The sequence below is a fragment of the Janthinobacterium sp. MP5059B genome, assembly GCF_001758645.1.
Classification (GTDB): Bacteria; Pseudomonadota; Gammaproteobacteria; order Burkholderiales; family Burkholderiaceae_D; genus Janthinobacterium; species Janthinobacterium lividum.
Genome location: NZ_LRHX01000020.1, coordinates 1 through 24456, shown reverse-complemented (window position 1 = coordinate 24456; position 24456 = coordinate 1). Strand labels below are relative to the sequence as shown.

Sequence of the window (24456 nt, the reverse complement as noted above, 5' to 3'; positions counted from 1 at the left end):
TACTTAAAAACGCAGTGTAAGCTATCCCGCTATTTTCCGCCCTTTGGGCCCGTTCGCAAAGCCTGCCCAGGCGATTTGTGCACCAATCCGGGGCATCGATGGAAAAGTGACGGGCAAAAGCGCGAAAAATCGGTCAGCTGTTGCATCTACCGGACAAAAAACTGATTTGTAACAGCCGCTGACACATTGGCGCTCAATCGCCCCCCTATAATTCTTGCTTTCATAGAGTCGCCAGGAAAGAGTCGTGGACAAGAAGTTAACTAATATCCAGGAAAGAAAGTTACGCGAGGCTCAGGCGCGGCGCGAGCACATCATCGACGTCGTCAAAGATCTCATCAAGAAAGGAGGCGCGCGCGCCGTCTCCATCCGCAAGGTAGCCGAGGCGGCCGGCTTTTCCACCACCGTCGTGTACGCCCTGTTCCGCGACAAGGCCACCCTGATCGCCCAGGCCATGGACAAGGACTTGCTGGAACTGGTGCGCGCCATGCGCACGGCCTGCGCCGCCAGCACTGAGCCGTGGGAACGCATCCGCCTGGTCGGCCGCGCCTACATCGAGTACGGCTTTCAGCATCCCGACGAATATTCGCTGATCTTCATGGAGCTGCGTCCGCATGCGGAGCTCGACGCCGTCGAAGTCGAACACGGCAATATCGAGCAGGATCCGTACGCCTATGCGCTGCACCTGTTCGGCGAACTGGCGCAGGCGGGCCTGGTGCGCCAGGACGAGCCGGCGCTGCACACGATGACGCAAATCTTCTGGCAATCGCTGCACGGCCTCGTCTCGCTGCGCATCGTCATGGATGCGGGCGACCCATGGACGCCGCACCCGGAAATGAACGCGCATATCGACGACTTGCTGGCCGTGGTCACGGCAGGCATCCGTTTACGCTTTGCACCGGCTTCCTGACGTTTGATCCAGCGCAAACCGTCCCGACAGAAAAGGCGGACAGTGGAGTGCAGCCGCCTGCGCTGGTGCAGCGCGGCTCGCGCGAAGGAGGGCGAGATGAACGAAGCCTATGCCACGGACCAGCTTGACAAACAGCAAGGCCCGCACAATGCTGTACGCATGGAAGCGCGCCTGACAAAACTGGAAACGGACCGGGAACATGACCGGCAATGGTTCAAGACCCTGGAACAGCGTCTTGGCGACGGTCTCGACAATGTACGTACGGAGTTGCGCGACGAATCGCAGTTGCTGCGCGCCGACCTGACGCAGTTTCGCGGCGACTTGCGCGGCGACTGCCACGCCTTGCGCACGGAACTGGGCGACATCCGCAAGCACATGCACACCCACTTCCTGTGGTTCATGGGGATACAGGCCACCACCACGTTTGCCCTGCTGGGCCTGGGCGCCAAGGCGCTGCATATGTACTGAGGAAAAACAAAAAGGCAGGCGCGGTGCAACACCGCCCTGCCCTGCCTGTCCTGAGGTTAGCGAAGCCTGCTACGCTGCCAGCATGCTCTGCGTTTCCTGATAGCGCGTATGCCACGACAGCGCCTGCTCCAGGATGTGCGGCGTATGGCCGCCACGCTGACATGCCGCGTCATAATAAGCACGCAGTTGCGCGCGGTAATCGGGATGCGTGCAGCGCTCGATGATCAGCGGCGCCCGTTCGCGCGGCGCCAGTCCGCGCAAGTCCGCAAAACCCCACTCCGTCACCAGCACGTCGACGTCATGCTCCGTATGGTCGACATGCGAGACCATCGGCACGACGCTGGAAATGCGCCCGCCCTTGGCCGCCGATTTCGACACGAACATCGACACTTGCCCATTGCGCGCAAAGTCGCCCGAGCCGCCGATGCCGTTCATCATGTGCGTGCCGCACACGTGCGTGGAATTGACGTTGCCGTAGATATCGAACTCGAGCGCCGTGTTCAGGGCGATGATGCCCAGGCGGCGCACGATCTCGGGATGGTTGCTGATCTCTTGCGGGCGCAGCACGATCTTCGAGCGGTAATGGTCGATATTGTCCATCAGCTTCTGGTGCACGGCGGCCGACAGGGTGATCGACGAGGCCGAGGCAAACGCCAGCTGGCCCGAATCGAGCAGCTCGATGGCGCTGTCCTGCAGCACTTCCGAATACATCGTCATGTTCTGGAAGGGCGAGCCGATCAGGCCATGCAGCACGGCGTTGGCGATGGTGCCGATGCCCGCCTGCAGGGGCAGCAGTTCCGGGCCCATGCGCCCGGCCGCCACTTCGCCTTCGAGAAAAGCGATCACGTGGCCGGCGATGGCCTGCGTTTCCGCGTCGGGCGGCAAGGCGTTCGACGGGCTGTCGGGGCTGTCCGTGATGACGATGGCGGCGATGCGGGCCGGGTCGATGGCGATGGCCGTGCTGCCCAGGCGCTGGTCCACGCGCGTGAGCGGTATCGGCTCGCGGCCCGGCAAGGTTTGCGGTATATAAATGTCATGCAAGCCTTCCAGCGCCAGCGGCGTGGACAGGTTGATTTCGATGATGACTTGCGTGGCCTGCTGGGCAAAGGCAGCGGAGTTGCCCACCGACATGGTCGGGATGATGGCGCCGGCGGCCGTGATGGCCGTCGCTTCGATGACGGCGATGTCGACGGCGGCCAGGTTGCCCGAACGCAGCTGCTCGGCCGTTTCCGACAGGTGCTGGTCGATGAACATGACTTCGCCGTTGTTGATCTTGCCGCGCAAGACGGGGTCGACCTGGAACGGCATGCGGCGCGCCAGCACGCCCGCCTCGGCCATCAGGCCGTCGCTGCCATTGCCCAGTGAAGCGCCCGTGATCAGGGTCAGGCTCAATGGATCTTGCAGGGCGCGTTCGGCCAGCGCGCGCGGCAAGGCCTTGGCGTCGCCGGCACGGGTAAAGCCGCTCATGCCGACACGCATGCCGTTGTGGAACAATTTGGCTGCCTCATCGGCGCTCATGATTTTGCTGAGCAAGCCTGGGTGGCGGATACGGTCCTCGTACATCGTGATGCTCCTGATATTCTTAATATTCTCAAACTGGATGGCTGTCATACACCAGCCCCATAAGTGGTTTCAGTATAAAATCCCGTCCACATGCATGGCATGAATTAATTTCGTCACATCCAGTCGATATTTTCATGCCCTGCCAACGCTGAGCCCCTCTTGGATATCCGTTCCCTGCGCTATTTCGTCGAAACCGTGCGCCTGTCGAGCTTTACGCAGGCGGCCGAGTCGCTGCATCTGACCCAGTCGACCATCAGCAAGATGGTGCGCCAGCTGGAAGACGAGGTGGGCGCCCAGCTGCTGGTGCGCGACGGGCGCAAGCTGACCCTGACGGACACGGGCCGCATCGTCTACCAGCACGGCCAGGAGATGCTGGCCAATATGCGCCAGCTGACTCTGGAAGTGCGCGACACCCAGGCCTTGCAGCGCGGCAGTCTGGCGGTCGGCATCCCGCCCATGATCAACGTGCTGTTTACGCCCGTATTAAAAGCCTTTCGAGCGCGCCATCCGAACATCAGCCTGACCCTGCAGGAAGACACGGGCCAGCAGATCGAGCGCAAGGTGGCGGGGGGCGAGCTGGAAATCGGCATGACGGTGCTGCCGGCCGACCCGGAACTCGACCTCGTGGCGGTGGAAGTGGCCAACTACCCGATCTGGGCCCTGGCCGAGCCGGGCACGTTCCAGAAAAACCGCACGACACTGCCATTCAAGGCGCTGGCCGAGCTGCCGCTGGTGTTATTGAAGGATGATTTCGCCCTCACGCGCAGCCTGCGCCAGCATTTCGCGCAGGCCGGCTTCACGCCGACCATCGCCGCGCAGAGCGGCCAGTGGGACTGGCTGGTGGCGATGGCCTCGGCGGGCCTGGGCGTGGCCCTGCTGCCCGAGCCGTTCATCCACCGCCTGGCCGACGAACGGCTGGAGGCGGTGCGCATCGTCGAACCGGAAGTGGCATGGCAGGTCGCGCATGTCTGGAGCGGACGTTATCTGTCGCACGCGGCGCGCGCCTGGCTCGAGGTATGCCAGGACGTGCTGGGCACGCCGTTCGCGCACTGACGTAAAAAAGGGTGGCCGAGGCCACCCTTTTGATTGATCACGCCACTTTGCTTATTTGGCGGCATCGTCCTTGTACATGCTGGCGTATTTCCAGCCGAAGTACAGGATGAAGGTGTAGCACAGGGCCGGCACGAGGAAGGACAGCTGCAGGTTGATGTGGTCGGCCAGGAAGCCCTGGATAAACGGCACGATGGCGCCGCCGACGATGGCCATGCACAGGATGCCCGAACCTTGACCCGTTTGCGCGCCCAGCTTGTTCAGGGCCATGCTGAAGATGGTCGGGAACATGATGGAGTTGAACAGGCCGACGGCGATCAGTGCCCACATGGCCGTGTGACCGCTGGAGAACACGGCGACGAGGATCAGCCCGATGACGACGGTGGCGTTGAAGGCCAGGGTCTTGCCCGGGCTGACATAGCGCATCACGGCAAAGCCGACGAAACGGCCCAGCATGGCGCCACCCCAGTAATAGCTGACGAAATAGGCGGCATCGGCGTGGCTGAGGCCAGCGATATGGCTCTCGCCGAGGAAGTTGATCAGGAAGCTGCCGATGCTGACCTCACCGCCCACATACAGGAAGATGGCCAGCGCGCCCAGCACCAGGTGGCGGTGCGACCAGATCGAAACCTTGTGGCCATCCTGCGCCACGGCAGCCGCATCATCCGCGTGCGAAATCTTCGGCAATTTTGCCAGCGCGAACAGCACGGCCAGTATCACCAGGGTGGCGGCCAGCACCAGGTACGGGCCTTGCACGGAAGCCGCTTCCTTGGCGCGGTAAGCCAGTTGCTCGGCTGCCGGCAGCAGGTCGAACTGCTGCACCGTCAGCACGGTGCCCGACAAAATCAGCATGCCGCCCAGGGCCGGCGCCACGGTGGTGCCCAGCGCGTTGAACGCCTGCGTCAGAGTCAGGCGGCTCGACGCCGTCTGCGGGTCGCCCAGTTCCGTCACGTACGGATTGGCCGCCACCTGCAGCACGGTGATGCCGGCCGCCAGGATGAAGAAGGACAAGAGGAACAGCGCATAGCTGCCGGTGGACGCCGGGTAGAACATGGCGCAGCCGGCGGCCGCGATCAGCAGGCCGGCGACGACGCCGCGCTGGTAGCCGATCTTCTTGATCAGCATGCCAGCCGGCAGCGAGACGATGGCGTAGGCGCCAAAGAAGCAGAACTGCACCAGCATCGCCTGGACATAGGTCAAGGTGTAGATCGAGCGCAGATGGGGAATCAGCACATCATTGAGCGATGTCAGCAATCCCCACATGAAAAACAGCACCGTGACAATGATCAGGGCGCCTGTATTGTTTTGCGTGCCGGCCCGTGCGGACGGTACGCCCTGGCCTTGCTTTACGTATTCCATACCTTCTCCATTTTTCAATTCCAAGTTGATCGCGCCAGGCATGGAAGCGTTTCCACCCGGGCAGCGCCAGGACGCGCAAGCGCCACGCAGATATCAGCGTGGGCCATGACTGCCATCAACGATAGAGGGGCAGGCATGGCACGTCTCGCGCGCGGCAGGCGCACGGCCGACCGTTTCTCGTCAGAACGATGTCTTGTGGGCGCGGCACGCCTGCGGGCTGCGTCTGAAAACAACATCCAGGACAAAAACGTCTTGTAGTAAAACTACGATACTGCGCCAGCATTATGCCTTAAAGCCCCGTATTGCGCAGCTTTCCCGCCTGTTATTTAAAAAATGAATAGCTGACATTTGAAATCAAAAGTAGCCTTATAACTTGGAAACGCTATACTTATATTGCAGTGCAGCACAACGCGGCACGCCACACAAGGAGTCTGCCATGTCTACCGCATTTACTTACCACACCACGCAAAACAGCAATATCGTCGCCACCCTCGTTCACGCCGCCAAGCGCGTGGGCGCCTGGCTGAACCAAAGCAGCGACCGCCGCGAGCGCGCTTACGAAGAAGCCTACCTGGCCGAATCGACCGACCGCTACGACCTGGAATACCGCATGCGCGAACTGGCCCGCGCCAACCCGCAGCCAAGCTGGATGAGCGGCCTGAGCCGTTAATCAGTACTGCAGCACGCAGCCCATCATCGGCTGTAGCAACAACGATAGCGCCATCCTGCTCGCCTTGCGCTTGAGCACAGGATGGGCTATACAGGCGGGATGCAAACGCCCATTACCATCCTCGCCATCGCTGGCAGCCTGCGCGCCGCCTCGCTGAACACCGCCCTGCTGCACGCCATCGCAGGGCTTGCCCCAGCGCTATTCGAGATCCGCATCTATCCCGGACTCGGTGAATTACCCCTGTTCAATCCCGACCTCGACGCCGACAGCCTGCCGGCCGTGACGGCCCTGCGCGACGCCATCCTGGCGGCCGATGTGCTGATGCTGGCCAGCCCCGAGTACGCGCACGGCGTGAGCGGCCCCATGAAAAATGGGCTGGACTGGATGGTGGGAAATGAATCGTTCATCGACAAGCCGCTGGTGTTGCTGAACGCCTCGCCGCGCGCCACGCATGCGCAGGCGGCCTTGCGCGAAACGGTACGCACCATGTCGGCGCGGCTGATCGACGAAGCCTGCATCAGCCTGCCCCTGCTGGGGTCGGGTCTCGATGCGGAGGGTATCGCCGCGGACCCGGCATTGCGCCGGGCCATCCTCGATATGTTGCAGTGCATCAGGTCATTTTCATGACCTTCTGCACGTTTTACTATCATTTCATCTAGTTTTACTACGTACTTCTACGGATCGCTCAGTGCGGGATCATGCCGGTGAACACGTACGCCTGCAGCATGGTGATGATGCCGATGATCACGGCAAACAGCAGGCTGTGCTTCAAGGTAAAGCGGAACAGGTCCGATTCCTTGCCCACCAGGCCAGTGGCGGCGCAGGCGACGGCGATCGACTGGGGCGAAATCATCTTGCCCGTCACGCCACCCGTCGTATTGGCCGCCACCAGCAAGGTATCGGACACGCCGATCTGGTGCGCCGTGGTGTTTTGCAGGGAGCAGAACAAGGCATTCGACGACGTATCGGACCCCGTCAGGAACACGCCCAGCCAGCCCAGGAACGGCGAGAAGAACGGAAACGCGGCGCCGCTGCCAGCCAGCAGCAGGGCCAGGGTGGACGACATGCCAGAATAGTTGGCAACGAAGGCAAACGCCAGCACCAGGCCGATCGACAGCACGGGACGGCGCAATTCCACGAGCGTTTCCACGAAGGCCTTGATGCCATCGCGCGGCTTCATGCGCAGCATCCACATCGACAGCACGGCCGTCAGCAAGATCGCCGTGCCCACGGCCGACAGCAGGTCGAGCTTGAAGACGGCGTCATACGCTTTCGGTGCGGTGACGATGGGCATCGTCTTGATCACCAGCTGGTCCAGGTAAGGCACGTGGATCTTGACGACCAGGCTGGATAACGCGCCGCCGGCGGCGAACAGGGACTTGAAGCCGGGCAGGCTCCAGACGGTGACGATGGCCGTCAGCAGGCCGAACGGCGCCCAGGCGCGCGCCGTTTGTGCCAAGGTATAGGGCGAGGCGGCGCGGCTGCCGCTGCCGCGCAAGTCCGCACTGCCTGCGCCGCCAAAACCGGACAGCGCAGCGGCGCCGCCGCCGACGGCGTTGACCACCTTGGCATTCTTCGGCTGCCACACTTTCAGGAACAGGGTCAGCGACACCAGGCTGACGAGGGCCGAAGTGATGTCCGGCAGCTCCGGCCCGATATGGTTGGACGTGAAATACTGGGTAACGGCAAAGCTGGCGCCCGTCACCAGGGCGGCCGGCCACACCTCGCGCACGCCGCGCACGCCATCCATCATGAACACCAGCCAGAATGGCACGGCCAGCGACAGCAGCGGCAGCTGGCGGCCCGCCATGGCGCCGATCAGGAAGGGGTCGATGCCCGTCACCTGGCCCGCCACGATGATGGGGATGCCCATGGCGCCAAAAGCCACGGGCGCCGTATTGGCGATCAGGCACAGGCCCGCCGCATACAGCGGGTTGAAGCCCAGGCCCACCAGCAACGCCGAGGTGATGGCCACGGGCGCGCCGAAACCGGCCGCCCCTTCCAGGAAGGCGCCGAAGGCAAAGCCGATCAGCAGCACCTGCAAGCGCTGGTCATCCGTCACCGACAGCACGGAGGCGCGGATGATCTCGATCTGCCCCGTCTTGACGACGATCTTGTACAGGAAGACGGCCGTGACGATGATCCAGGCGATGGGCCACAAGCCATACGCGAAGCCGTAGCCGGCCGCCGCCAGCGCCTGCGGCACGGGCATGCCGTACGCAAAAATCGCCACGACCAGCGCCAGCGCCAGGGTGACGGCGGCCGCCACGTGTCCCTTGATGCGCAGCGCGGCCAGGGCGATGAAGAAGAAAATGATGGGAACGGCTGCCGCCAGCGACGACAGCCACAGGCTGCCGAGCGGTGTATAAAGTTGGGTCCAGGTTTGCATGTCGGGTCTCCTCCGGTGGATGCGGGTTAAGTGAAAAAACGGCTTTGCTGTATTTTTTGCGGCGTATTTTTCTGTGGAAGCCGGTGCTACTCTTCCTGGCCCCGCGCATTCAGCAGGTCGGCCAGGCTGCGCGGCGCCGGCGTCAACGGCTTGCGGTGCTGCGTCCAGCCCAGTTGCGCGCGCGGCGTCAGCATCCGCAGGCGCGTGGCGGCCCAGCGGAACAGGCGGTAGCTGGCGGGGCGCGCGAAGGCGCCGCTCCAGAAACGCCAGATCAGGCTTTCGCCACGGCTGAACTTGGCGCCCTGGCCGCGCAGCGGATGCGCCACCTGCTCGCCGGGATTGCGATTGGCCTCCGTGCGCAGGCGCACCAGCAATTGAGGAATCGGGATGCGCACGGGGCACACTTCGCCGCAGGCGCCGCACAGGCTCGATGCGGTGGCCAGGTCCGCCGTCGCAGCTAGGCCCAGCAAGTGGGGCGAAATGATCTTGCCGATCGGCCCTGGATACGTGGTGCCGTAGGCGTGGCCGCCGATGCGCGTGTAGACGGGACAGTGGTTCATGCAGGCGCCGCAGCGGATGCATTGCAGGGTGGCGCGCAGTTGCTCGTCCGCGTAAGCCTGGCTGCGGCCGTTGTCGAGCAAGACCAGGTGCACTTCGCGCGGCCCATCCTGTTCACCGGCGCGGCGCGGGCCGGAAATCAGGTTGAAATACGTGGTGACGGCCTGGCCCGTGGCAGAACGCGTCAGCAAGCTGGCCAGCGGCACGATATGTTCCAGCTTGGCCACCACTTTTTCCATGCCCATGATGGCGATGTGGATCTCCTGCACGGACGTCGTCAGCCGGCCATTGCCCTCGTTTTCCACCAGCCACAGGGTGCCCGTGTCGGCTGCCGCGAAGTTCACGCCGGACAGGCCGATGTCCGCCTCGACAAACGCCTGGCGCAGGGCGCGCCGCCCCGTCTGGATCAGGCTGTCGACGTCTTCCGTGTAGGGCGCGTCGGGAATATGCTCGGCGAACAGGCCGGCGATATCGGCTTTCGTCTTGTGAATCGCCGGCATGACGATGTGCGACGGCTTTTCGCCAGCCAGCTGCACGATGTACTCGCCCATGTCCGACTCCAGGCACGTCATGCCGCGCGCTTCCAGGTAGTGATTGAGCTCGATCTCCTCGCTGGCCATCGACTTGCCCTTGATGAAGCGCGTCGCCCGGTTCCTTTCCGCGATGGCATGGATGATGGCGTTGGCCTGTTCGCCATCCTCGGCCCAGTGCACCTGCACGCCGGCCGCCGTCAGCTTGTCTTCCAGCTGCACCAGCAAATCGGGCAGGCGCGCCAGCGCATGCTGGCGCACGGCTTCGCCGATGTCGCGCAGGCGTTCCAGTTCGTCGCCGTCGGGGAACTGGGCGCTGCGCTTGTCCTGTAAAAAATCCATGGCGCCGCGAAAGCTCTGGCGCAACTTCGGGTCGTCCAGCGCGGCGCGGGCGCGCGCATGAAAGTCGGCCGGCTTGACGAATTGCAGTGGCTTGGCGTTCATGGCTGGCCTCCTTCCTGAACTGGCAAGTCATCGATGATCAGCACCCACAGCCAGCGCGGGCCGTGCGCGCCATAAGCAAGGGTTTGCTGGATGTCGGACGTTTTCGACGGACCCGACACGAGCACCAGGTTGGCCGGCATGCCGTCGGCCCAGCGCTCGGCGCGCGCCGCCGCATGCAAGTCCACGTGCAGGGTGCTGGCATACACGAGGCAGACATGCAGGGGCGGCGCCAGCGATACCGTGCGCGGCGTGGCCGCGTCGGGCGCGATGACCAGGGTACCCGTGGCGGCAATGCCGGAACGGGCGACGGTAAAACCGGCATCGACGGTATCGAACAATTCGCCCTTCCATTGCGCCAGCGGACGCTCGAAAGACAGCGCGGCCACGCCGTCCGGCAAGGCGGCCTGCAAGGCCAATCCTTCCCTGCTATCGGCATCCATCAGCAGGCGGTGCACGCCATGCGCACAGAGGCGCTGCGCCAGCAAGGCTGGCCAGGCATCGCTGCTCACGCAGTCGACTTCCGCATGCGCGGCGCGCAAGGCTGCCTGCAGGGCGGCGATCCTGTCCCGTGCCGGCAGCGGTGCTGCGGCGCGGCGCGCCGAATAGTGCCTGTCGATGGCGGCATCGATGGCCTCCACCGCTTCGGGCGCGGAAGGCGCGGCGGCGCGCAGGCGTCCCAGCATGCGCTCGCGGGCCGTCAAGATCGCGCTCATGCCGCGCCTCCCGTGCGGCGCCACAAAAAGCTGGCCAGGTGTTCGACGGGCAGCGGCGCGCCCTGATGCTGCGCGGCGTGGCCGATGTTGAGCAGGCAGCCGCAGTCGGCCGAGACGAGACGGTCGCAGCCCGTGGCGCAGGCCGAGGCGATCTTGTCGCTGACCATGGCGCCGGAAATGTCCGGGTGCTTCAATGAAAACGTGCCGCCGAAGCCGCAGCATTCCGATTCGCGCTGGTGTTCGATGCGCGTCACGCCGGGCAAGGCGTCAAGCAGGGCCACGCCGTGCACCCGCGTGCCCATCTCGCGGCGCGCCCCGCACGAGGTATGCAGCACCACGTTTTCATCGGCCTGTCCGGGATTGGCCAGGGCCAGGCCGGCCAGGTCGAGCTGCAGCACGCAGACGAGAAATTCGCTCAGTTCATACACGCGCTCGGCCAGTTCGGCAGCTTTGGGACCGGCCACCGGGTCGTCCCGGAACAGCTGCGGCCAGTGGTGGCGCATCATGCCGGCGCAGGAACCGGATGGCACGATCACTGGCCATGGCTGCGCAAACAGGTCCAGCTGGGCGCGGGCCACGGCGCGCGCCTGCTCCGGGTTGCCGCTGCTGTAGGCGGGCTGGCCACAGCAGCTCTGGCCGCGCGGATAATGCACCAGCAAGCCCTCCCGCTCCAGCAGGCGCACCGCGTCGAGCCCCGCCTGCGGCACGAACAGGTCGACCAGGCAGGTGGCGAACAGGTACACCTGGAGCGGCGCATGTGGGTAGTGGCGTGGAGCGTGGCGCGGCTGGCGCGGGTCTGGCTGCATGAGTGTGTCTCCCCGGCGCTCTGTGTGTTGCTGCGGCGCCGCTGTGTATTGTTAAGAATGACCGGTTCACGCATAATTCCAGCTTCCGCAAACCACTTCAAATTGCTCGGACCACTTTAAAACAACACCGGAAGACAGCGATGGCGACAGGCATGCAAACGCGGGGCAGGGTCGAGATGGTGATGCGCAGGCTGGAAACGTCCCTGCTGGACGGCAGCTTGCCGGCGGGTGCGCAGTTGCCGGCAGAACGCCTGCTGGCGCTGCAATATGGGGTCTCGCGCAATACCGTGCGCGAAGCGGTGCAGCGGCTGGCGGCGCGGGGACTGGTGCGCAGCCGGCGCGGCGCGGGCGTGTTCGTGACGGATCAGTTGCGCACGGGCATGGCTTCGCCGTGGAGCCAGCTGGTGGCGGACCACCCTGCCCTGCGCGACGACATCCTGGAATTTCGCCGCGTGCTGGAAGGAGCGACGGCCTACTTTGCGGCGCAGCGGGCCAGCGGCGACGAACGCGCGCAGATCATGGCGCTGCTGGCCGAGCTGGAACAGGCGCGCGCCAGCGACGACAAGCACGGCGAGGCGCAGGCCGATGCACGGCTGCATGAAGTCATCGCGCAAGCGTCGCACAACACCATGTTTTTACACCTGCACACCAGCATCATCGGCATGCTGCGCGAACACATCACCATCAATGGCACGGGCTTGCGCCAGCAGGATGACGCCACTTCGCTGCACCTGCTGTCGCAGCACCGCACCCTGTGCGAGGCCATCTGCGCCAGCCAGCCCGAGGAAGCGCGCACGGCCATGCAAAGCCACATCGATTTCGTGCGCACGCGCGTCACCAGCGACGACGATTGAGGCCACTGGTAGGACCAGTAGATGAGCACAGTGGCCGCAAAAACTGCTACCATCGCGCGCCGCCACTTCTGCCAGCCTCACATGACCGTCCTCGTCCACACCCACCCGCTGGTGCTCCAGCTGGAAAACGACTTGCTGCCCCTGTTCCGCGCCGCCCTGCCGCCACTCGCGGCCGCCGTGCCACGGGCGCTCGCCTCCGTGTTCGCCTTTTCCAGCGGTACGGCCAACGCTTTCCAGGATTATCACTTCGGCATTTCCTGCCTGCTCGCGGACGTGCCCGACGATGCCCCGGAAGAAGTCGCCCTGCTGGTCAGCGTCACGGGCCTCGACGCCGGCGCCCGGCTGGGCGCACAGGTTGTCTGGGGCCAGCCATCGGGCCTGGTGGAAATGCAGGCCGAACTGCAGGCCGACGACATGCAAGCCTTGCATGCTGCCCTGCCCGGCCTGCTGGCCAGCCTGCGACAGGCAGCCAGCCGTGGCGGGCCGAGTGTGACAGGAGCATGAAAAAGTGCCAGGAAACAACAACTTACGCTTTCCGCAGCGCAACTTTGTTGACTTCCACTAGCCCCAGCCCCTATCCTTTCAGTTACGTTTGGTGAGAATGTGTGCATGTTCATGCGAGCATGCCCGCAAGCCGCCTTGCCCCCACAAAAGTCCATTCCGCATTTTTATTGCAACCATCAGGGCAACGCGCCTGGACGGCCGCTGCCAGCAAATACGGAGCTGACTGCCATGCCATCGCACCACCATTTTCCTGCAACACCCTTGCTCGGCTGCCTCCTCCTGCTGGCCGCCCTGCCCGTACAGGCGCAGATGACGGACAGCCCTGCCGCCACCTTCAGCGCCAACGCCAGCCTCACTTCGCAATACATTTCGCGCGGCTTTCGCCAGACCTGGGGCAAACCCGCCCTGCAGGCGGGCGCCGACTACGCGCACCCGAGCGGCTGGTCGCTGGGCACCTGGGCTTCCACCGTCAGCGACCGCTATATCGAGGATGCGACCATCGAATGGGACCTGTACGGCGGCTACAGCGGCACGGTGGGAGAACTGGGCTACAGCCTGCTCGCGTATTACTACAAGTATCCGGGCGCCGTCTACCGCGCCACGGGTGTCAAGTACGACTATGGCGAACTGTCGCTGGGCCTCAGCTACAAGATGCTGTACGCCAAATACAACCATACCGTCACGCGCGACTTCTTTGGCATCACGCATGCGCGCGGCACGGGTTACCTCGACGTGGGCGCGAATGTCGACCTGGGCAATGCCTGGACCTTGAACCTGCACGCCGGCAATGGCCGGGTGGCGGGCACGGGCAATGCCATCTGGAACTGGCGCGACGCCAAGATCGGCGTCACCAGGGCCTTCGACGGCGGCTGGAGCGCCAGCGCCGCCATCACGCGCGCCTGGGGCGCCACCGATGCCTACGACCATTACACCCTGGGCATCCCGAATGCGGCCGGCCAGTTCGACACATCGAATCCCGCCGCGGCCACCGTCGTGCTGGCCGTCAGCAAGACCTTCTAGGCGCGCTACCCGCGACGCCCATGACACCGATATCCATCCCCATCAAGGAACAGCCTCATGCAACTCTCACTCAACAGTAAAATCTGCGTCGCCGCCACCGCGCTCGCCGTCCTCAGCCTGGGCGTCACGGCGGCCGTGATCGGCTACAAGAGCAGCGCCAGCGCCGAAGCGGCCGCGCTGGACCTGGCGCGCACGTCGGCGCGCGAAGTGGCCGGCGCGCTGCAGGCGCGCATCGCCAGCAACCTGTCCAGCGTGTCCAGCCTGGCCGGCGCCATGCGCGGCACCAAAAGCGCCAGCCTGCCCCTGCAGCGCGAGCAGATCAATGAGCTGACCAAGGCGACGCTGACCAGTTCGGAAGACTTGCTCGGTTCGGCCGTGACGTGGGAGCCGAACGCGCTCGACGGCAAGGATGCGGATTTCGCCAACCAGAAGCCGTACTACGACGCCAGCGGCCGCTTCATGCCCTACTGGACGCGCGGTGCCGGCGGCAAGCTACAAGTCGAACCCATCGTCTTCGACCCGAAACCGGGCGCCAACGACTGGTACGACGTGCCCAAGCGCACCGGCAAGACGTTTTTCACGGAACCGTATATCTACCCCGTCGATGGCAAGAACGTGCTGATGGCTTCGCTGGTGGCGCCCATCATGATCGACGGCAGCTTCAAGGGCACGGCGAGTGCCGACTTCATGCTCACGCGCCTGGCGAAAATCCTGGCCGACCTGAAAGTGATCGAAGGCGGCAAGCTGGCCCTGATCTCGAATGGCGGCCTGTACGCCAGCCACCCCGTGCCCGAACGCCTGGGCAAGAAGGCGGACGACGTGCCGGCCGCCGGCCTGGAGAAGGTGCGCCAGGGCCAGCCATATGAATACGAGGACGACAAGGGCTACATCCACTTGCTGCAGCCGCTGCAGATCCACCCCGATATCGCCCCGTGGAGCGTGGAACTGAACTTCCCGAAAAGCGTGGCCACGGCCTCGGCGCGCGACCTGATGATCTACACCCTGATCGTCGCCCTGCTGTGCGCGGCGGCCACGGCCGGCATTTTGATCCTCGTCGTCAACCAGCTAACGCGTCCATTGCGCACCCTGGGCCGCACCATGACGGATTTGTCGAGCGGCGACGCCGACCTGCGCGTCAAGCTGGAAGTCAAGGGCACCGACGAGCTGGCCGTCATCGGCAAGGGTTTCAACGCCTTCGTGGAAAAGATCCATGCCGTGCTGCTGCAAGTGCAAGCCAGCGCCGACAACGTGGCCCGTGCCAGCGCTGAAATTGCGCAAGGCAATAACGACCTGTCGGCCCGCACGGAACAGCAAGCCAGTTCGCTGGAAGAGACGGCCGCCTCGGTGGAAGAGCTGACGGGCACCGTCAAGGAAAACGCCGACCATGCGCGCCAGGCGAATCAGCTGGCCGCCTCGGCGTCGGACGTGGCGCAAAAGAGCGGCGAAGTGGTCGGCAAGGTGATCGAAACGATGACCTCGATCAATGATTCGTCGAACAAGATCGTCGACATCATCAGCGTCATCGACGGCATCGCCTTCCAGACGAATATCCTGGCCCTGAACGCGGCAGTGGAAGCGGCGCGCGCGGGCGAACAGGGGCGCGGTTTCGCCGTCGTCGCCACGGAAGTGCGCAACCTGGCGCAGCGCTCCGCGGCGGCAGCGAAGGAAATCAAGCTGCTGATCGACGATTCCGTGGGCAAGGTGGCCGTCGGCAGCAAGCTTGTCGATGAGGCGGGCGCCACCATGGAACAGGTGGTCGACAGCGTACGCAAGGTGACCGCCATCATGGCCGACATCAGCGTCGCCACCACCGAGCAAAGCGACGGCATCGCGCAAGTGAACCAGGCGCTGGCGCAGATGGATGGCGTGACGCAGCAAAACGCGGCCCTCGTCGAGGAAGCGGCAGCGGCCGCCGAAAGCCTGCAAGACCAGGCCAGCCATTTGGCCGAGGTGGTCAGCGTGTTCAAGCTGGGCGCGCAGCAACAGGCGGCGGTGCCGGCAGTAAAGACCGTGGCTGCGCCGCGCACGCCGCCAGCCGTCAAGGCGCCGCCGCCAGGCAAGCGCCTCGCCTCGATCAAGCCGGCGCCAGCGGAAAGAACGCAAGCCAAGACGCCGGCAGGCGATGACTGGGAAGAGTTTTAAGCCGGCCTTTCCTGCCGGCAGCGAGTTACTCTTGATTTAAATCAAGTCACGAATACATTCGGTGAGAATTGCCCCTCATCCATCCTTTTATACTGTTGCCGCGCTCACGGCACGCATGCTTGCCGGAATAAAAGGATGGGGCATGAAAAAAATAGTGGCAGTCTTATTGGCATCAAGCACCGCACTGCTGGCAGGTTGTGGCGGCGGCAGCGGCGATGCAGGCAATTCCAATGCTGGATCGGCGCTGGCTCCCTATGTCGGTACCTGGCAAGCGCCATGCGATGGACACGAGCGCGAGATCATGGTCGTCGCAGCCAAAGCCGATGGCAGCGGCGCCATGGAACTCAGTTCCACCACCGAAATCTATCTCAAGACCGGCTGCGGCGGCACCTTGCTGGGGACGGAAACCATGACGGCAAAGATCAGCGCGACACCGGATGGCGTGGTCGACGTTCTGGTCAAACTGACGGAAAATGGTGCCGCGAGCAACGTGCGCATCGACAAGCTGAACCTGTCCATTCCCGCCTATGCATTCAACGTCACGGGGCCTGGCGTGCAATACGTGAAGAAAGATGGCAAACAGCAATGGTGCATCGAATATGAAGGCGGCTCCACCTGCCTGCTCGACGAAGGCATGCGCCCGGCGCAAACCATCAAAGGTGGCATCGTCTTGCGCGACAACAACCTCTACACCTTCTCGCATAACGGCACCGCTTATGAACCCGACATGCTATATGTAAAAAAATAAGCGCGTAACTTGCTGCGGAGCCCGTGGCCCCGCAGCTTCAGCGCCTCGCGTCCGTTAGCGAACATATGTGTATAATCGAACATACATTGCGAAAATAGAAAGCTATTCTGTTGAAAAAACAGGAGCTTGCCATGTCGCCCATCGCCTTTACGCTGCCATCCCACGCCGAGCTGAACGCCTTGCTGCGGCCACACGACAGCACTTTCTCCCCCGTCGAAGGCTTGCGCCGCTTGCGCGAGGCGGGACTGGACCAGCTGCCCCTGCCCGGCCACGGCGCCACTCTGCAGCGCTGGCAAATGCTGGCCGCCATCGCCGCCATCGACCTCTCCCTGCTCAAGCTGTATGAAGGCCATACCGATGCGCTCGCCATCCTGGCGGAAATCGATGGCCCCGGCGTGCCGGCCGGCAGCAGCTGGGGTGTCTGGTGTGCGGAAATGCCGGGCGCGCGCGTCCGCTTGCAGCAGGCAGCCGATGGCCGCTATGTGCTCGATGGACGCAAGGCATGGTGTTCCGGCGCGAATGGCCTCAGCCACGCCTTGATCAGCTGCTGGAATGAGGACGGCCAGGCTTGCCTGGCCTCCGTGGCCCTGTCGCAGCCGGGTGTGCACGTCACGGACGAAGGCTGGCAAGCCGTCGGCATGCTCGCCTGCGCCAGCGTCGACGTGACCTTTTCCGCCGCGCGCGCCTTTCCCGTGGGTGCGCCGGGCGCGTATCTGCAGCGCCCCGGTTTCTGGCATGGCGGCGCCGGCATCGCGGCCGCCTGGTATGGCGCGGCCTGCGCCGTCGCCAGCCACCTGCATGCGCGCGCGCAACACGCCGCCCCCGATCCCGTCCGCCTGGCGCAACTGGGGAAAATCGATTGCGCGCTGCGCGCCGCCGGCGCCCTGCTGCGCGAAGGCGCCGCCGAAATCGACGCACAGCCGCAGCGCGACGTCATGGGCCTGGCGCTGCGCCTGCGCCTGGCGGTGGAAGATGCCGCCACCCTGGTCCTGCACCTGGCCACGCGTGCCCTCGGCGCCGGCCCCCTGTGCCGCGATGCCCGCTTCGCCCGCCTGGTGGCCGACTTGCCCGTCTTCCTGCGCCAAAGCCATGCGGAACGCGATCAGGCCGTGCTGGGCGGCATCGTCGCCGGTGCCGAAGACCATCCCTGGGCGCTCTGACATGCCCGCCCATCCCGATACGCATGCGCGCCGCATCGAAGGCCGCGGCACGCCGGACGACGTCTGGCTATCCTGGCCGGGGCTGAACGACATCCCCGCCATCGGCGCCCACACACTGGTGCCGCCGGGATCGCGCGCCGTCATCGTCGCGCCCCATCCCGACGATGAAATCCTCGCCTGCGGCGGCTTGCTGCAGCTGCTGGCGGCGCAGGGCAGCGAACTGCTGTTCGTCGCCGTCACCGATGGCGACGCCAGCCACCCGGGCTCCCCACTCTGGCCGCAGGAACGCCTGCGCCGTGTGCGTCCGCAGGAATCCGCGCAGGCGCTGCAGGTACTGGGGCTAACGTCGCCCGCGTGGCTGCGCCTGCACCTGCCCGATGGCAGTGGAGAAGCCATGACCCCGCAGCTGAGCACGACCCTGACAAAGCAGCTGCGTCCCGGCGACACGGTGTTTACCACCTGGCGCCTGGATGGCCACCCGGACCATGAAGCCTGTGGCTGGTCCTGCGCTGCGGCATGCTCGGCCAGCGGCGCCACCCTGGTGGAAATGCCCGTCTGGGGCTGGCACTGGGCCGCGCCCGGCGATGCGCGCGTACCATGGCACCGCGCGCATCGCCTGCCATTGCCGGACCCGATCCTGCAGCGCAAACGCGCCGCCCTGCGCTGCTTCGCCAGCCAGATGGATGCCGATCCGTCTACCGGCCGTCCCGCCATCGTGGCTGGCGATGCCTTGCAGCGCCTGCTGCACGCCTGCGAAGTGTATTTTCTATGAGCGCCTCGTCCATGCCAGACGACCAGCGCGGCAGCTATTTCGAACAGCTGTACCGCCAGGATGCCGACCCGTGGCTGGTGCGCCAGCGCTGGTACGAGGAGCGCAAGCGGGCCCTGCTGCTGGCCAGCCTGCCCCAGCAGCGCTACCGCCACGCGTATGAACCGGGCTGCGGCAACGGCGAATTGACGGTCGAACTGGCACGGCGCTGCGAGCGCCTGCTGGCGGCCGATCTCTCGGCCGAAGCGTTGCGCCTGGCCCGCCAGCGCCTGCAGGACGCGGAACAGGATGCGCATGTCACCCTCGCACAGCACCGGCTGCCGCAGGACTGGCCGCGCATCCCGCCCGGCGCCGGGAAATTCGACCTGATCGTCTTCAGCGAGATCGCCTATTACCTGTCGCCGGAAGAACTGGCGCGCGTGGTCGAACACAGCATCGCCAGCCTGGCGCCGGGCGGCAGCATCGTCGCCTGCCACTGGCGCGCGCCGTTTGCGCAGCGCATCATCTCGACCGTGCGCGTGCATGCGGTCTTCCAGGACGCGCACGGTCTGCACCGGGTGCTGCGCCACGAGGAAACCGACTTCCTGCTGGAGATCTGGTCGAACGATGCGCGCTCGGTGGCGCAACGCGAGGGCTTCGCATGATAGGCGTGGTCGTTCCCGTACATGACGAGGAAGCGTGCCTGGGCGACTGCCTGGCGGCGCTGCGCTTTGCCGCCACCTGCCCGCTGCTGTCTGGCGAAGCCGTCAGCATCGTCATCGTGCTCGACGCCTGCAGCGACCAGTCGCAGCGCATCGTGCTGGCGCACGCCATGCAGGCAGATCTGCGCTGGCGCCTCGACTGCATCGCCGTCAATGCCCATAACGTGGGCGCCGCACGTGCCGCCGGCGCGCAGCTGCTGCTGCAGCAAGGCGCACGCTGGCTGGCATTTACGGATGCGGACACGCGCGTCTCGCCCTCCTGGCTGAGTACCCAGCTGGGCTTGAACGCCGATGCCGTCTGCGGCACGGTGGCCGTGGACGACTGGTCGCCGCACGGGGCCAACGCCGATGCGCTGCGTGAACACTACGCCCGCACCTACACCGACGCCGACGGCCACCGCCACATCCATGGTGCCAACTTCGGCGTACGCGCCAGTGCCTACCTGCGCGCCGGCGGCTTCGCGCCATTGGCTTGCAGCGAAGACGTGGCCATGGTGGCGGCCCTGCAAGAATCCGGTGCGCACATCGCCTGGAGCGCCGCGCCGCGCGTCACGACCAGTGCCCGCCGCCATGCCAGGGCACGCGGCGGCTTTGGCGACACCTTGCTGCAGGTGGTGGCGGCGATGGAACAGCCCCCGCTCCTCACGCTGACATAGCCAAAAAAAATCGCCGGACCGGATGGACTCCGGGCCGGCGATCAGGGCTGGCCTGAAAGCTAACTGATTACTTGAGCGGCATGGCAATGCCGAACATCACCGACTGGCTACGTCCGCTATCCATGTTCAGATTGCTGTTGTAGTCCAGGGTAATGGTCATGCCGTTCGACAGCAGCAGTTTCACGCCCAGCCCCGCCGTCCAGTTGCCCGTCTGCTGCGGTACCGTGCGGATCACGTACACGGGGCCGTCGGCCGCCAGGTCGGCATAGGCCAGGCGCGCATCGTCAGCGCCCTGGAACTGGTGCCGGTACTCGAGCCGCGCACGCGGGAACCACGTGCCCAGGCCACCCACATAGATGCCCTCGGCCCGCACGCCCAGCGCGCCGATGCGCGAACGCACCGTCTGCTTGAAGTAGCTCAGCGCGTTGATGCCCGCCGCCTTCTCCGTGTACGGATCGAGCTTGGCCGACATCAGTTCCACCCGGCCATATGGCGACCACATCCACGTTTCCTGGCGCATCTCGATGCCGCCCACCAGCGCGCCGAACACTTGCTTGCCGTCGCGCTCACCGGTGGCGAAACCGCTGCCATCGGTGAGGTAGCGCGACGCATCGTATTGCAGGGTACCGTAGCCGAGCACGCCGTCAAGGAAGACACCCTTGCTCGGACGCAGGCTGCCATACACGGCCGCCACGGCGCTGTCGGCCGTGCTGCGGCTGCCGTTCTGGCCCACGTCGCTGCGGTCATGGCTGAAACCGGCGCCCACGCCCAGGGTCGCCAGGTCGCTGATGCGGTAATCGCCACCCACGCTCACGCCGTTGGTGCGGAAACGGAAGCCCGTGTCGCGGCCATTCACATAGTGCTGGCCGAAGTCCACGGCACCGCCGAGCCACAGCGCCAGGGCCTGCTTCTGCGTGTCCGGACGCTGCGGCATGTCCGGCAAGCCGTTCGTGGCGCCGCTGACATCCACCTGTTGCCGCTCGCTGCTGAAACCGGCATCAGGCTGGCGCAGGGACGCTTTGCGCATGAACGGTTTCACGGCCGTGCCGAACACGCGGTCAGCTTCCTGCTCCTGCCAGCGCGCCAGCGCCGCCGTCGGGTTGCCGCTGTCGTTCGGCGGCGTCAGGCTCAGGCCAAAGCTGGAACGTCCCCAGCCGTCGCCATGCAGGCTTTCCAGGCGCTGCGTGAAGTTCGACAGCTGCGCGCTGGCGAAACGCCGCGCCGCATCGGCTTGCGCCGCCTGCAAACCGATCACTTCCGGATCGACCGACGGGTCGCGGCGCGCCGTCACCGTCACATTGACCACGCCCGGCTTCGAGGTGGCAAAGGCATTGCTCAGGGTGTAGCTGACCACGGCGGCGCCGGCAAACTTGCCCGAGGCCGCAAAGCTCAGCTGGTACGACGGCTTGCCGGCCGTGCCCACGTCGCGCACCACCGCCTTGCCCGCCTCCGCCGGTGCCACGCTCAATACATTCGCCGCCGTGAACGGACCGCCCGTGGCGCCCGCCGTCAGGTCCACATTGACCGTCAGGCCGGCCACCACCGTGGCGCTCTGGCTAGCCACCTGCGGCATCGGATTGACGGAAATCGTCGACGTCACCGGCGCCGAAGTGCCGAACACGTTCGACACGGTGTAGCCGATGCTGATCTGGCCGCTGGTATTGATGCCTGGCGTGTAGACGATGTCCATGCCATTCACCACCGCCGTGCCGCTGGCCGGCTGCGTCGTGATGGCCACTGCCGTGAATGGTCCGCCCGTGGCGCCTTGCGTCACGGGCAGGGTCACCGGCGTGCCCGCCAATACCGTGACCGTCTTGGCGACAGGTACCGGCACCGGCTGCGGCGCCACCGTCACACTGACCGTCGCGGGCGCGGACGTGCCGCCCGGCCCGGTCGCCGTGTAGCTGAAGGCGTCAGGACCGAAGTAGTTCGCATTCGGCACATACGTCACCTTGAAGGAGCGGCCGCTGCCGCCCCCCGCCGCGCCGCTCGCCACCACCGTGACGCGCCCATGCTGCGGCGGCGTGACGATGGTCACATCCGTGATCGGGCTGCCATCCGTGGAAGCGATGGTCAGGCTCACTTCCTGGTTGGCCGAGGTCGTCGCCGTTTCATTCGGCACCGGCGGCGGCGCCTGGTTCACTTGCAGGGTCAACGCTTGCTGCACCGTGAACTGGTGCGCGTCCTTCGCTTGCAAGGTGAAGTTGTAGCTGCCCGCCACCGTTGGCGTGCCGCTGACGATGCCGGTCGCCGCATTGAGCACCAGGCCCGTTGGCAAGGCGCCGCCGCTCACGGAGTACGCATACGGCGCGATGCCGCCGGCCGCCGTGAATGTCTGGCTATACGCGTCGCCGGCACGGATTGGCGCCAGGCTGGCCGGCGTCAGTGTCAGGACCGGTGCCGCCACTGCCAGGGTATAGCTGTTGCTCGCGCTGAATGGCGCGCCCACGCCCGTGCTGCTGTCGGTGACCTTGATGCTGAACGGGAAGCTGCCCGCCACATTCGTCGTGCCGGACAGTACGCCCGTGGCCCCGTTCAGGCTCAGGCCCGCAGGCAAGGTACCGCTGCTGACGCTGAAGGTGTACGGCGCCGTGCCGCCCGCTGCCGAGAGGGTCGCGCTGTAGGCCGCTTCCGCCGTTGGATTCGGCAAGGTCGCTGGCGTCAGGCTGACCGTCGCCGAAGACACCACCAGCGTATAGCTTTGCGTGCCGGTGAACTGGTGCGCATCGGCCGCCTGCACGGTCAAGGTAAAACTGCCGGCTGCCGTTGGCGTGCCGCTCAGCAAGCCGCTGCTGCTCAAGGCGAGGCCCGCTGGCAGGCTGCCGCCCGACACCGTATACGCATAGGGAGCGACGCCGCCGCTGGCCGACAGTGGCTGGCTGTACGCCGTGGCCACTGTCGCCGCCGGCAGCGTTGCCGGCGTGAGCGTGATCGTCGGCGCACCGACGTTCACGGTATAGCTGTTGGTGGCGCTGAATGGTGCACCCGTGCCCGTGCTGCTGTCCGTGACCTTGATACTGAACGGGAAACTGCCCGCCACATTCGTCGTGCCGGACAGTACGCCCGTGGCCGCATTCAGGCTCAGGCCAGCGGGCAAGGTACCGCTGCTGACGCTGAAGGTGTACGGCGCCGTGCCGCCCGCTGCCGTCAGCGTCGTAGTGTAGACCGCTTCCGCCGTTGGATTCGGCAAGGTGGCCGGCGTCAGGCTGACCGTGGCCGAGGACACCACCAGGGTATAGCTTTGCGTGCCGGTGAACTGGTGCGCATCGGCCGCCTGTACGGTCACGGTGAAATTGCCGCCCGCCGTTGGGGTACCGCTGAGCAGACCACTGCTGCTCAGCGTCAGACCCGCAGGCAGGCTGCCAGCCGACACTGTGTAGGCATAGGGAGCGACGCCGCCGCTGGCCGACAATTGCTGGCTATACGCCGTGGCCACTTTCGGCGCCGCCAGCGAACCTGGCGTCACCGAGATTACGGGGGCAACGACTATCAAGGTATAGCTGTTGCTGGCGCTGAACGGTGCCCCCGCGCCGGTGCTGCTGTCCGCAACCTTGATGCTGACAGGGAAGCTGCCGGCCACATTGGTCGTACCGGACAACACGCCGGTGGCCGCATTCAGGCTCAGGCCGACAGGCAAGGTGCCGCTGGTCACGCTGTAGGTATACGGCGCCGTGCCGCCCGTCGCCGCCAGGGTCGCAGTGTAGGCTGCCTCCGCCGTCGGATTGGGCAAGGTGGCCGGGGTCAGGCTGACGCTAGGATTGCCTACTGTGACCGTCACTGTGGCTGACGCAGACGTGCCGCCGGCATTGCTGGCCGTATAGGTAAAACTGTCTGGCCCGGCATAGCCTGCCGTCGGCGTGTAGGTGATGCTCGTGCCGCTGACCGTCGCCGTGCCGTGGCCGGCGGCGGAGGCCACCGCCACCGACGTCGCCGTACCGCCGCTCAGGTTCAGGGTGATCGGATTGGCGCTGCTGCCATATGCAACGCTGGCGCTGACGGCGCCGGCAATGGGCACGCTGGGCGTCACCGTGATCGTCACGACGGCAGCTGCCGACGTGCCGCCAGCATTGCTGGCCGTGTAAGAGAAGCTGTCCGGCCCGGAATAACCTGCCGCCGGCGTGTAAGTGATGCTGGTGCCGCTGACCGTCGCCGTGCCGTGGCCGGCGGCGGAGGCTACCGCCACCGACGTCGCCGCGCCGCCGCTCAGGTTCAGGGTGATCGGATTGGCACTGCTGCCATACGCCACCGTCGCACTGACGGCGCCGGCAACGGGCACGCTGGGCGTTACCGTGATCGTCACGATGGCTTCCGCCGACGTGCCGCCACCATTGCTGGCCGTGTAGGAGAAGCTGTCCGGCCCGGAATAACCTGCCGCAGGCGTGTAAGTAATGCTGGTGCCGCTGACCGTCGCCGTGCCGTGGCCGGCGCCGTCAGTGCGACGGTGG

The 24456-nt window shown here is 65.4% G+C and carries 21 protein-coding genes; 14 read left to right on the top strand and 7 right to left on the bottom strand.

Annotation, left to right across the window (positions count from 1 at the left end; all coding sequences use genetic code 11):
• The first annotated feature begins 244 nt into the window (after window positions 1-244).
• Together JAB1_RS24000 and JAB1_RS23995 are read left to right on the top strand one after the other, a co-directional pair.
• A complete protein-coding gene (locus tag JAB1_RS24000; protein WP_070282084.1) occupies window positions 245-907 on the top strand; it encodes a TetR/AcrR family transcriptional regulator in 663 nt (220 codons plus the stop codon).
• A 96-nt stretch (window positions 908-1003) separates the two neighbouring features.
• Window positions 1004-1375, top strand: coding sequence for a hypothetical protein (locus tag JAB1_RS23995; RefSeq protein ID WP_070282083.1), 372 nt, complete (start codon window positions 1004-1006; stop codon window positions 1373-1375).
• A gap of 69 nt (window positions 1376-1444) precedes the next feature.
• Here JAB1_RS23995 and JAB1_RS23990 read toward each other — a convergent pair whose 3' ends face one another.
• Window positions 1445-2938 (bottom strand): acetyl-CoA hydrolase/transferase family protein, encoded by a 1494-nt coding sequence (locus tag JAB1_RS23990; RefSeq protein ID WP_034789193.1) that lies wholly within the window; start codon window positions 2936-2938, stop codon window positions 1445-1447.
• Window positions 2939-3097: 159 nt separating this feature from the next.
• Here JAB1_RS23990 and JAB1_RS23985 point away from each other — a divergent pair, with 159 nt between their 5' ends.
• Complete coding sequence (locus JAB1_RS23985; RefSeq protein ID WP_070282082.1) at window positions 3098-3991, top strand: LysR substrate-binding domain-containing protein; 894 nt, start codon at window positions 3098-3100, stop codon at window positions 3989-3991.
• Window positions 3992-4042: 51 nt separating this feature from the next.
• Here the strand turns inward: JAB1_RS23985 and fucP are convergent, their stop codons facing one another.
• Window positions 4043-5347, bottom strand: coding sequence for an L-fucose:H+ symporter permease (gene fucP, locus JAB1_RS23980; protein WP_070282239.1), 1305 nt, complete (start codon window positions 5345-5347; stop codon window positions 4043-4045).
• A gap of 436 nt (window positions 5348-5783) precedes the next feature.
• Between fucP and JAB1_RS23975 the strand changes: the two genes are divergently transcribed.
• Window positions 5784-6017 carry a DUF3563 family protein gene (locus tag JAB1_RS23975; RefSeq protein ID WP_080698581.1) on the top strand — a complete coding sequence of 78 codons (234 nt, stop codon included), beginning with the start codon at window positions 5784-5786 and terminating at the stop codon, window positions 6015-6017.
• A gap of 99 nt (window positions 6018-6116) precedes the next feature.
• Window positions 6117-6644 carry an NADPH-dependent FMN reductase gene (locus JAB1_RS23970; protein ID WP_070282238.1) on the top strand — a complete coding sequence of 176 codons (528 nt, stop codon included), beginning with the start codon at window positions 6117-6119 and terminating at the stop codon, window positions 6642-6644.
• A 58-nt stretch (window positions 6645-6702) separates the two neighbouring features.
• Here JAB1_RS23970 and JAB1_RS23965 read toward each other — a convergent pair whose 3' ends face one another.
• The 4 genes from JAB1_RS23965 to JAB1_RS23950 form a co-directional block, all read right to left on the bottom strand.
• Entirely contained in the window at window positions 6703-8406 is a 1704-nt protein-coding gene (locus tag JAB1_RS23965) for a lactate permease LctP family transporter (protein WP_070282081.1), read from the bottom strand.
• 86 nt (window positions 8407-8492) lie between these two features.
• The gene (locus JAB1_RS23960; RefSeq protein ID WP_070282080.1) at window positions 8493-9938 is read right to left on the bottom strand and encodes a LutB/LldF family L-lactate oxidation iron-sulfur protein; all 1446 of its coding nucleotides are present in this window, start codon (window positions 9936-9938) and stop codon (window positions 8493-8495) included.
• On the bottom strand, window positions 9935-10651 hold the full coding sequence (locus JAB1_RS23955; RefSeq protein ID WP_070282079.1) for an LUD domain-containing protein: 717 nt from the start codon (window positions 10649-10651) through the stop codon (window positions 9935-9937). The genes JAB1_RS23960 and JAB1_RS23955 overlap by 4 nt, the downstream gene beginning before the upstream one ends.
• A complete protein-coding gene (locus JAB1_RS23950; RefSeq protein WP_070282078.1) occupies window positions 10648-11457 on the bottom strand; it encodes a (Fe-S)-binding protein in 810 nt (269 codons plus the stop codon). The genes JAB1_RS23955 and JAB1_RS23950 overlap by 4 nt, the downstream gene beginning before the upstream one ends.
• A 152-nt stretch (window positions 11458-11609) precedes the next feature.
• Between JAB1_RS23950 and JAB1_RS23945 the strand changes: the two genes are divergently transcribed.
• The 9 genes from JAB1_RS23945 to JAB1_RS23905 all read left to right on the top strand — a co-directional run bounded on the left by JAB1_RS23945 (window position 11610) and on the right by JAB1_RS23905 (window position 20011).
• On the top strand, window positions 11610-12311 hold the full coding sequence (locus JAB1_RS23945) for a FadR/GntR family transcriptional regulator (protein ID WP_225317387.1): 702 nt from the start codon (window positions 11610-11612) through the stop codon (window positions 12309-12311).
• A gap of 81 nt (window positions 12312-12392) precedes the next feature.
• Window positions 12393-12815 carry a hypothetical protein gene (locus JAB1_RS23940; protein ID WP_070282076.1) on the top strand — a complete coding sequence of 141 codons (423 nt, stop codon included), beginning with the start codon at window positions 12393-12395 and terminating at the stop codon, window positions 12813-12815.
• Window positions 12816-13043: 228 nt separating this feature from the next.
• Complete coding sequence (locus JAB1_RS23935; RefSeq protein WP_254672243.1) at window positions 13044-13835, top strand: TorF family putative porin; 792 nt, start codon at window positions 13044-13046, stop codon at window positions 13833-13835.
• A 57-nt stretch (window positions 13836-13892) separates the two neighbouring features.
• Complete coding sequence (locus JAB1_RS23930) at window positions 13893-15977, top strand: methyl-accepting chemotaxis protein (RefSeq protein ID WP_070282074.1); 2085 nt, start codon at window positions 13893-13895, stop codon at window positions 15975-15977.
• A gap of 61 nt (window positions 15978-16038) precedes the next feature.
• Window positions 16039-16725 (top strand): hypothetical protein, encoded by a 687-nt coding sequence (locus JAB1_RS23925; RefSeq protein ID WP_139144661.1) that lies wholly within the window; start codon window positions 16039-16041, stop codon window positions 16723-16725.
• 131 nt (window positions 16726-16856) lie between these two features.
• Entirely contained in the window at window positions 16857-17885 is a 1029-nt protein-coding gene (locus JAB1_RS23920) for an acyl-CoA dehydrogenase (RefSeq protein ID WP_070282072.1), read from the top strand.
• A 1-nt stretch (window position 17886) separates the two neighbouring features.
• Window positions 17887-18657, top strand: coding sequence for a PIG-L family deacetylase (locus JAB1_RS23915; protein ID WP_070282071.1), 771 nt, complete (start codon window positions 17887-17889; stop codon window positions 18655-18657).
• The gene (locus JAB1_RS23910) at window positions 18654-19298 is read left to right on the top strand and encodes a class I SAM-dependent methyltransferase (protein WP_254672242.1); all 645 of its coding nucleotides are present in this window, start codon (window positions 18654-18656) and stop codon (window positions 19296-19298) included. The genes JAB1_RS23915 and JAB1_RS23910 overlap by 4 nt, the downstream gene beginning before the upstream one ends.
• Window positions 19295-20011 (top strand): glycosyltransferase, encoded by a 717-nt coding sequence (locus tag JAB1_RS23905; protein ID WP_070282070.1) that lies wholly within the window; start codon window positions 19295-19297, stop codon window positions 20009-20011. Before JAB1_RS23910 ends, JAB1_RS23905 begins: the two co-directional genes overlap by 4 nt.
• Window positions 20012-20078: 67 nt before the next feature.
• Here the strand turns inward: JAB1_RS23905 and JAB1_RS23900 are convergent.
• The coding region (locus tag JAB1_RS23900; RefSeq protein WP_070282069.1) for a putative Ig domain-containing protein at window positions 20079-24456 on the bottom strand (4378 nt) is incomplete at its 5' end.

Bases quoted from the DNA above. Each gene is read 5' to 3' on its own strand.
- JAB1_RS23995 (WP_070282083.1), top strand. From the start codon at position 1,004: ATGAACGAAGCCTATGCCACGGACCAGCTTGACAAACAGCAAGGCCCG.
- JAB1_RS23990 (WP_034789193.1), bottom strand. From the start codon at position 2,938: ATGTACGAGGACCGTATCCGCCACCCAGGCTTGCTCAGCAAAATCATG.
- fucP (WP_070282239.1), bottom strand. From the start codon at position 5,347: ATGGAATACGTAAAGCAAGGCCAGGGCGTACCGTCCGCACGGGCCGGC.
- JAB1_RS23975 (WP_080698581.1), top strand. From the start codon at position 5,784: ATGTCTACCGCATTTACTTACCACACCACGCAAAACAGCAATATCGTC.
- JAB1_RS23970 (WP_070282238.1), top strand. From the start codon at position 6,117: ATGCAAACGCCCATTACCATCCTCGCCATCGCTGGCAGCCTGCGCGCC.
- JAB1_RS23965 (WP_070282081.1), bottom strand. From the start codon at position 8,406: ATGCAAACCTGGACCCAACTTTATACACCGCTCGGCAGCCTGTGGCTG.
- JAB1_RS23960 (WP_070282080.1), bottom strand. From the start codon at position 9,938: ATGAACGCCAAGCCACTGCAATTCGTCAAGCCGGCCGACTTTCATGCG.
- JAB1_RS23955 (WP_070282079.1), bottom strand. From the start codon at position 10,651: ATGAGCGCGATCTTGACGGCCCGCGAGCGCATGCTGGGACGCCTGCGC.
- JAB1_RS23950 (WP_070282078.1), bottom strand. From the start codon at position 11,457: ATGCAGCCAGACCCGCGCCAGCCGCGCCACGCTCCACGCCACTACCCA.
- JAB1_RS23945 (WP_225317387.1), top strand. From the start codon at position 11,610: ATGCAAACGCGGGGCAGGGTCGAGATGGTGATGCGCAGGCTGGAAACG.
- JAB1_RS23940 (WP_070282076.1), top strand. From the start codon at position 12,393: ATGACCGTCCTCGTCCACACCCACCCGCTGGTGCTCCAGCTGGAAAAC.
- JAB1_RS23935 (WP_254672243.1), top strand. From the start codon at position 13,044: ATGCCATCGCACCACCATTTTCCTGCAACACCCTTGCTCGGCTGCCTC.
- JAB1_RS23930 (WP_070282074.1), top strand. From the start codon at position 13,893: ATGCAACTCTCACTCAACAGTAAAATCTGCGTCGCCGCCACCGCGCTC.
- JAB1_RS23920 (WP_070282072.1), top strand. From the start codon at position 16,857: ATGTCGCCCATCGCCTTTACGCTGCCATCCCACGCCGAGCTGAACGCC.
- JAB1_RS23915 (WP_070282071.1), top strand. From the start codon at position 17,887: ATGCCCGCCCATCCCGATACGCATGCGCGCCGCATCGAAGGCCGCGGC.
- JAB1_RS23910 (WP_254672242.1), top strand. From the start codon at position 18,654: ATGAGCGCCTCGTCCATGCCAGACGACCAGCGCGGCAGCTATTTCGAA.
- JAB1_RS23905 (WP_070282070.1), top strand. From the start codon at position 19,295: ATGATAGGCGTGGTCGTTCCCGTACATGACGAGGAAGCGTGCCTGGGC.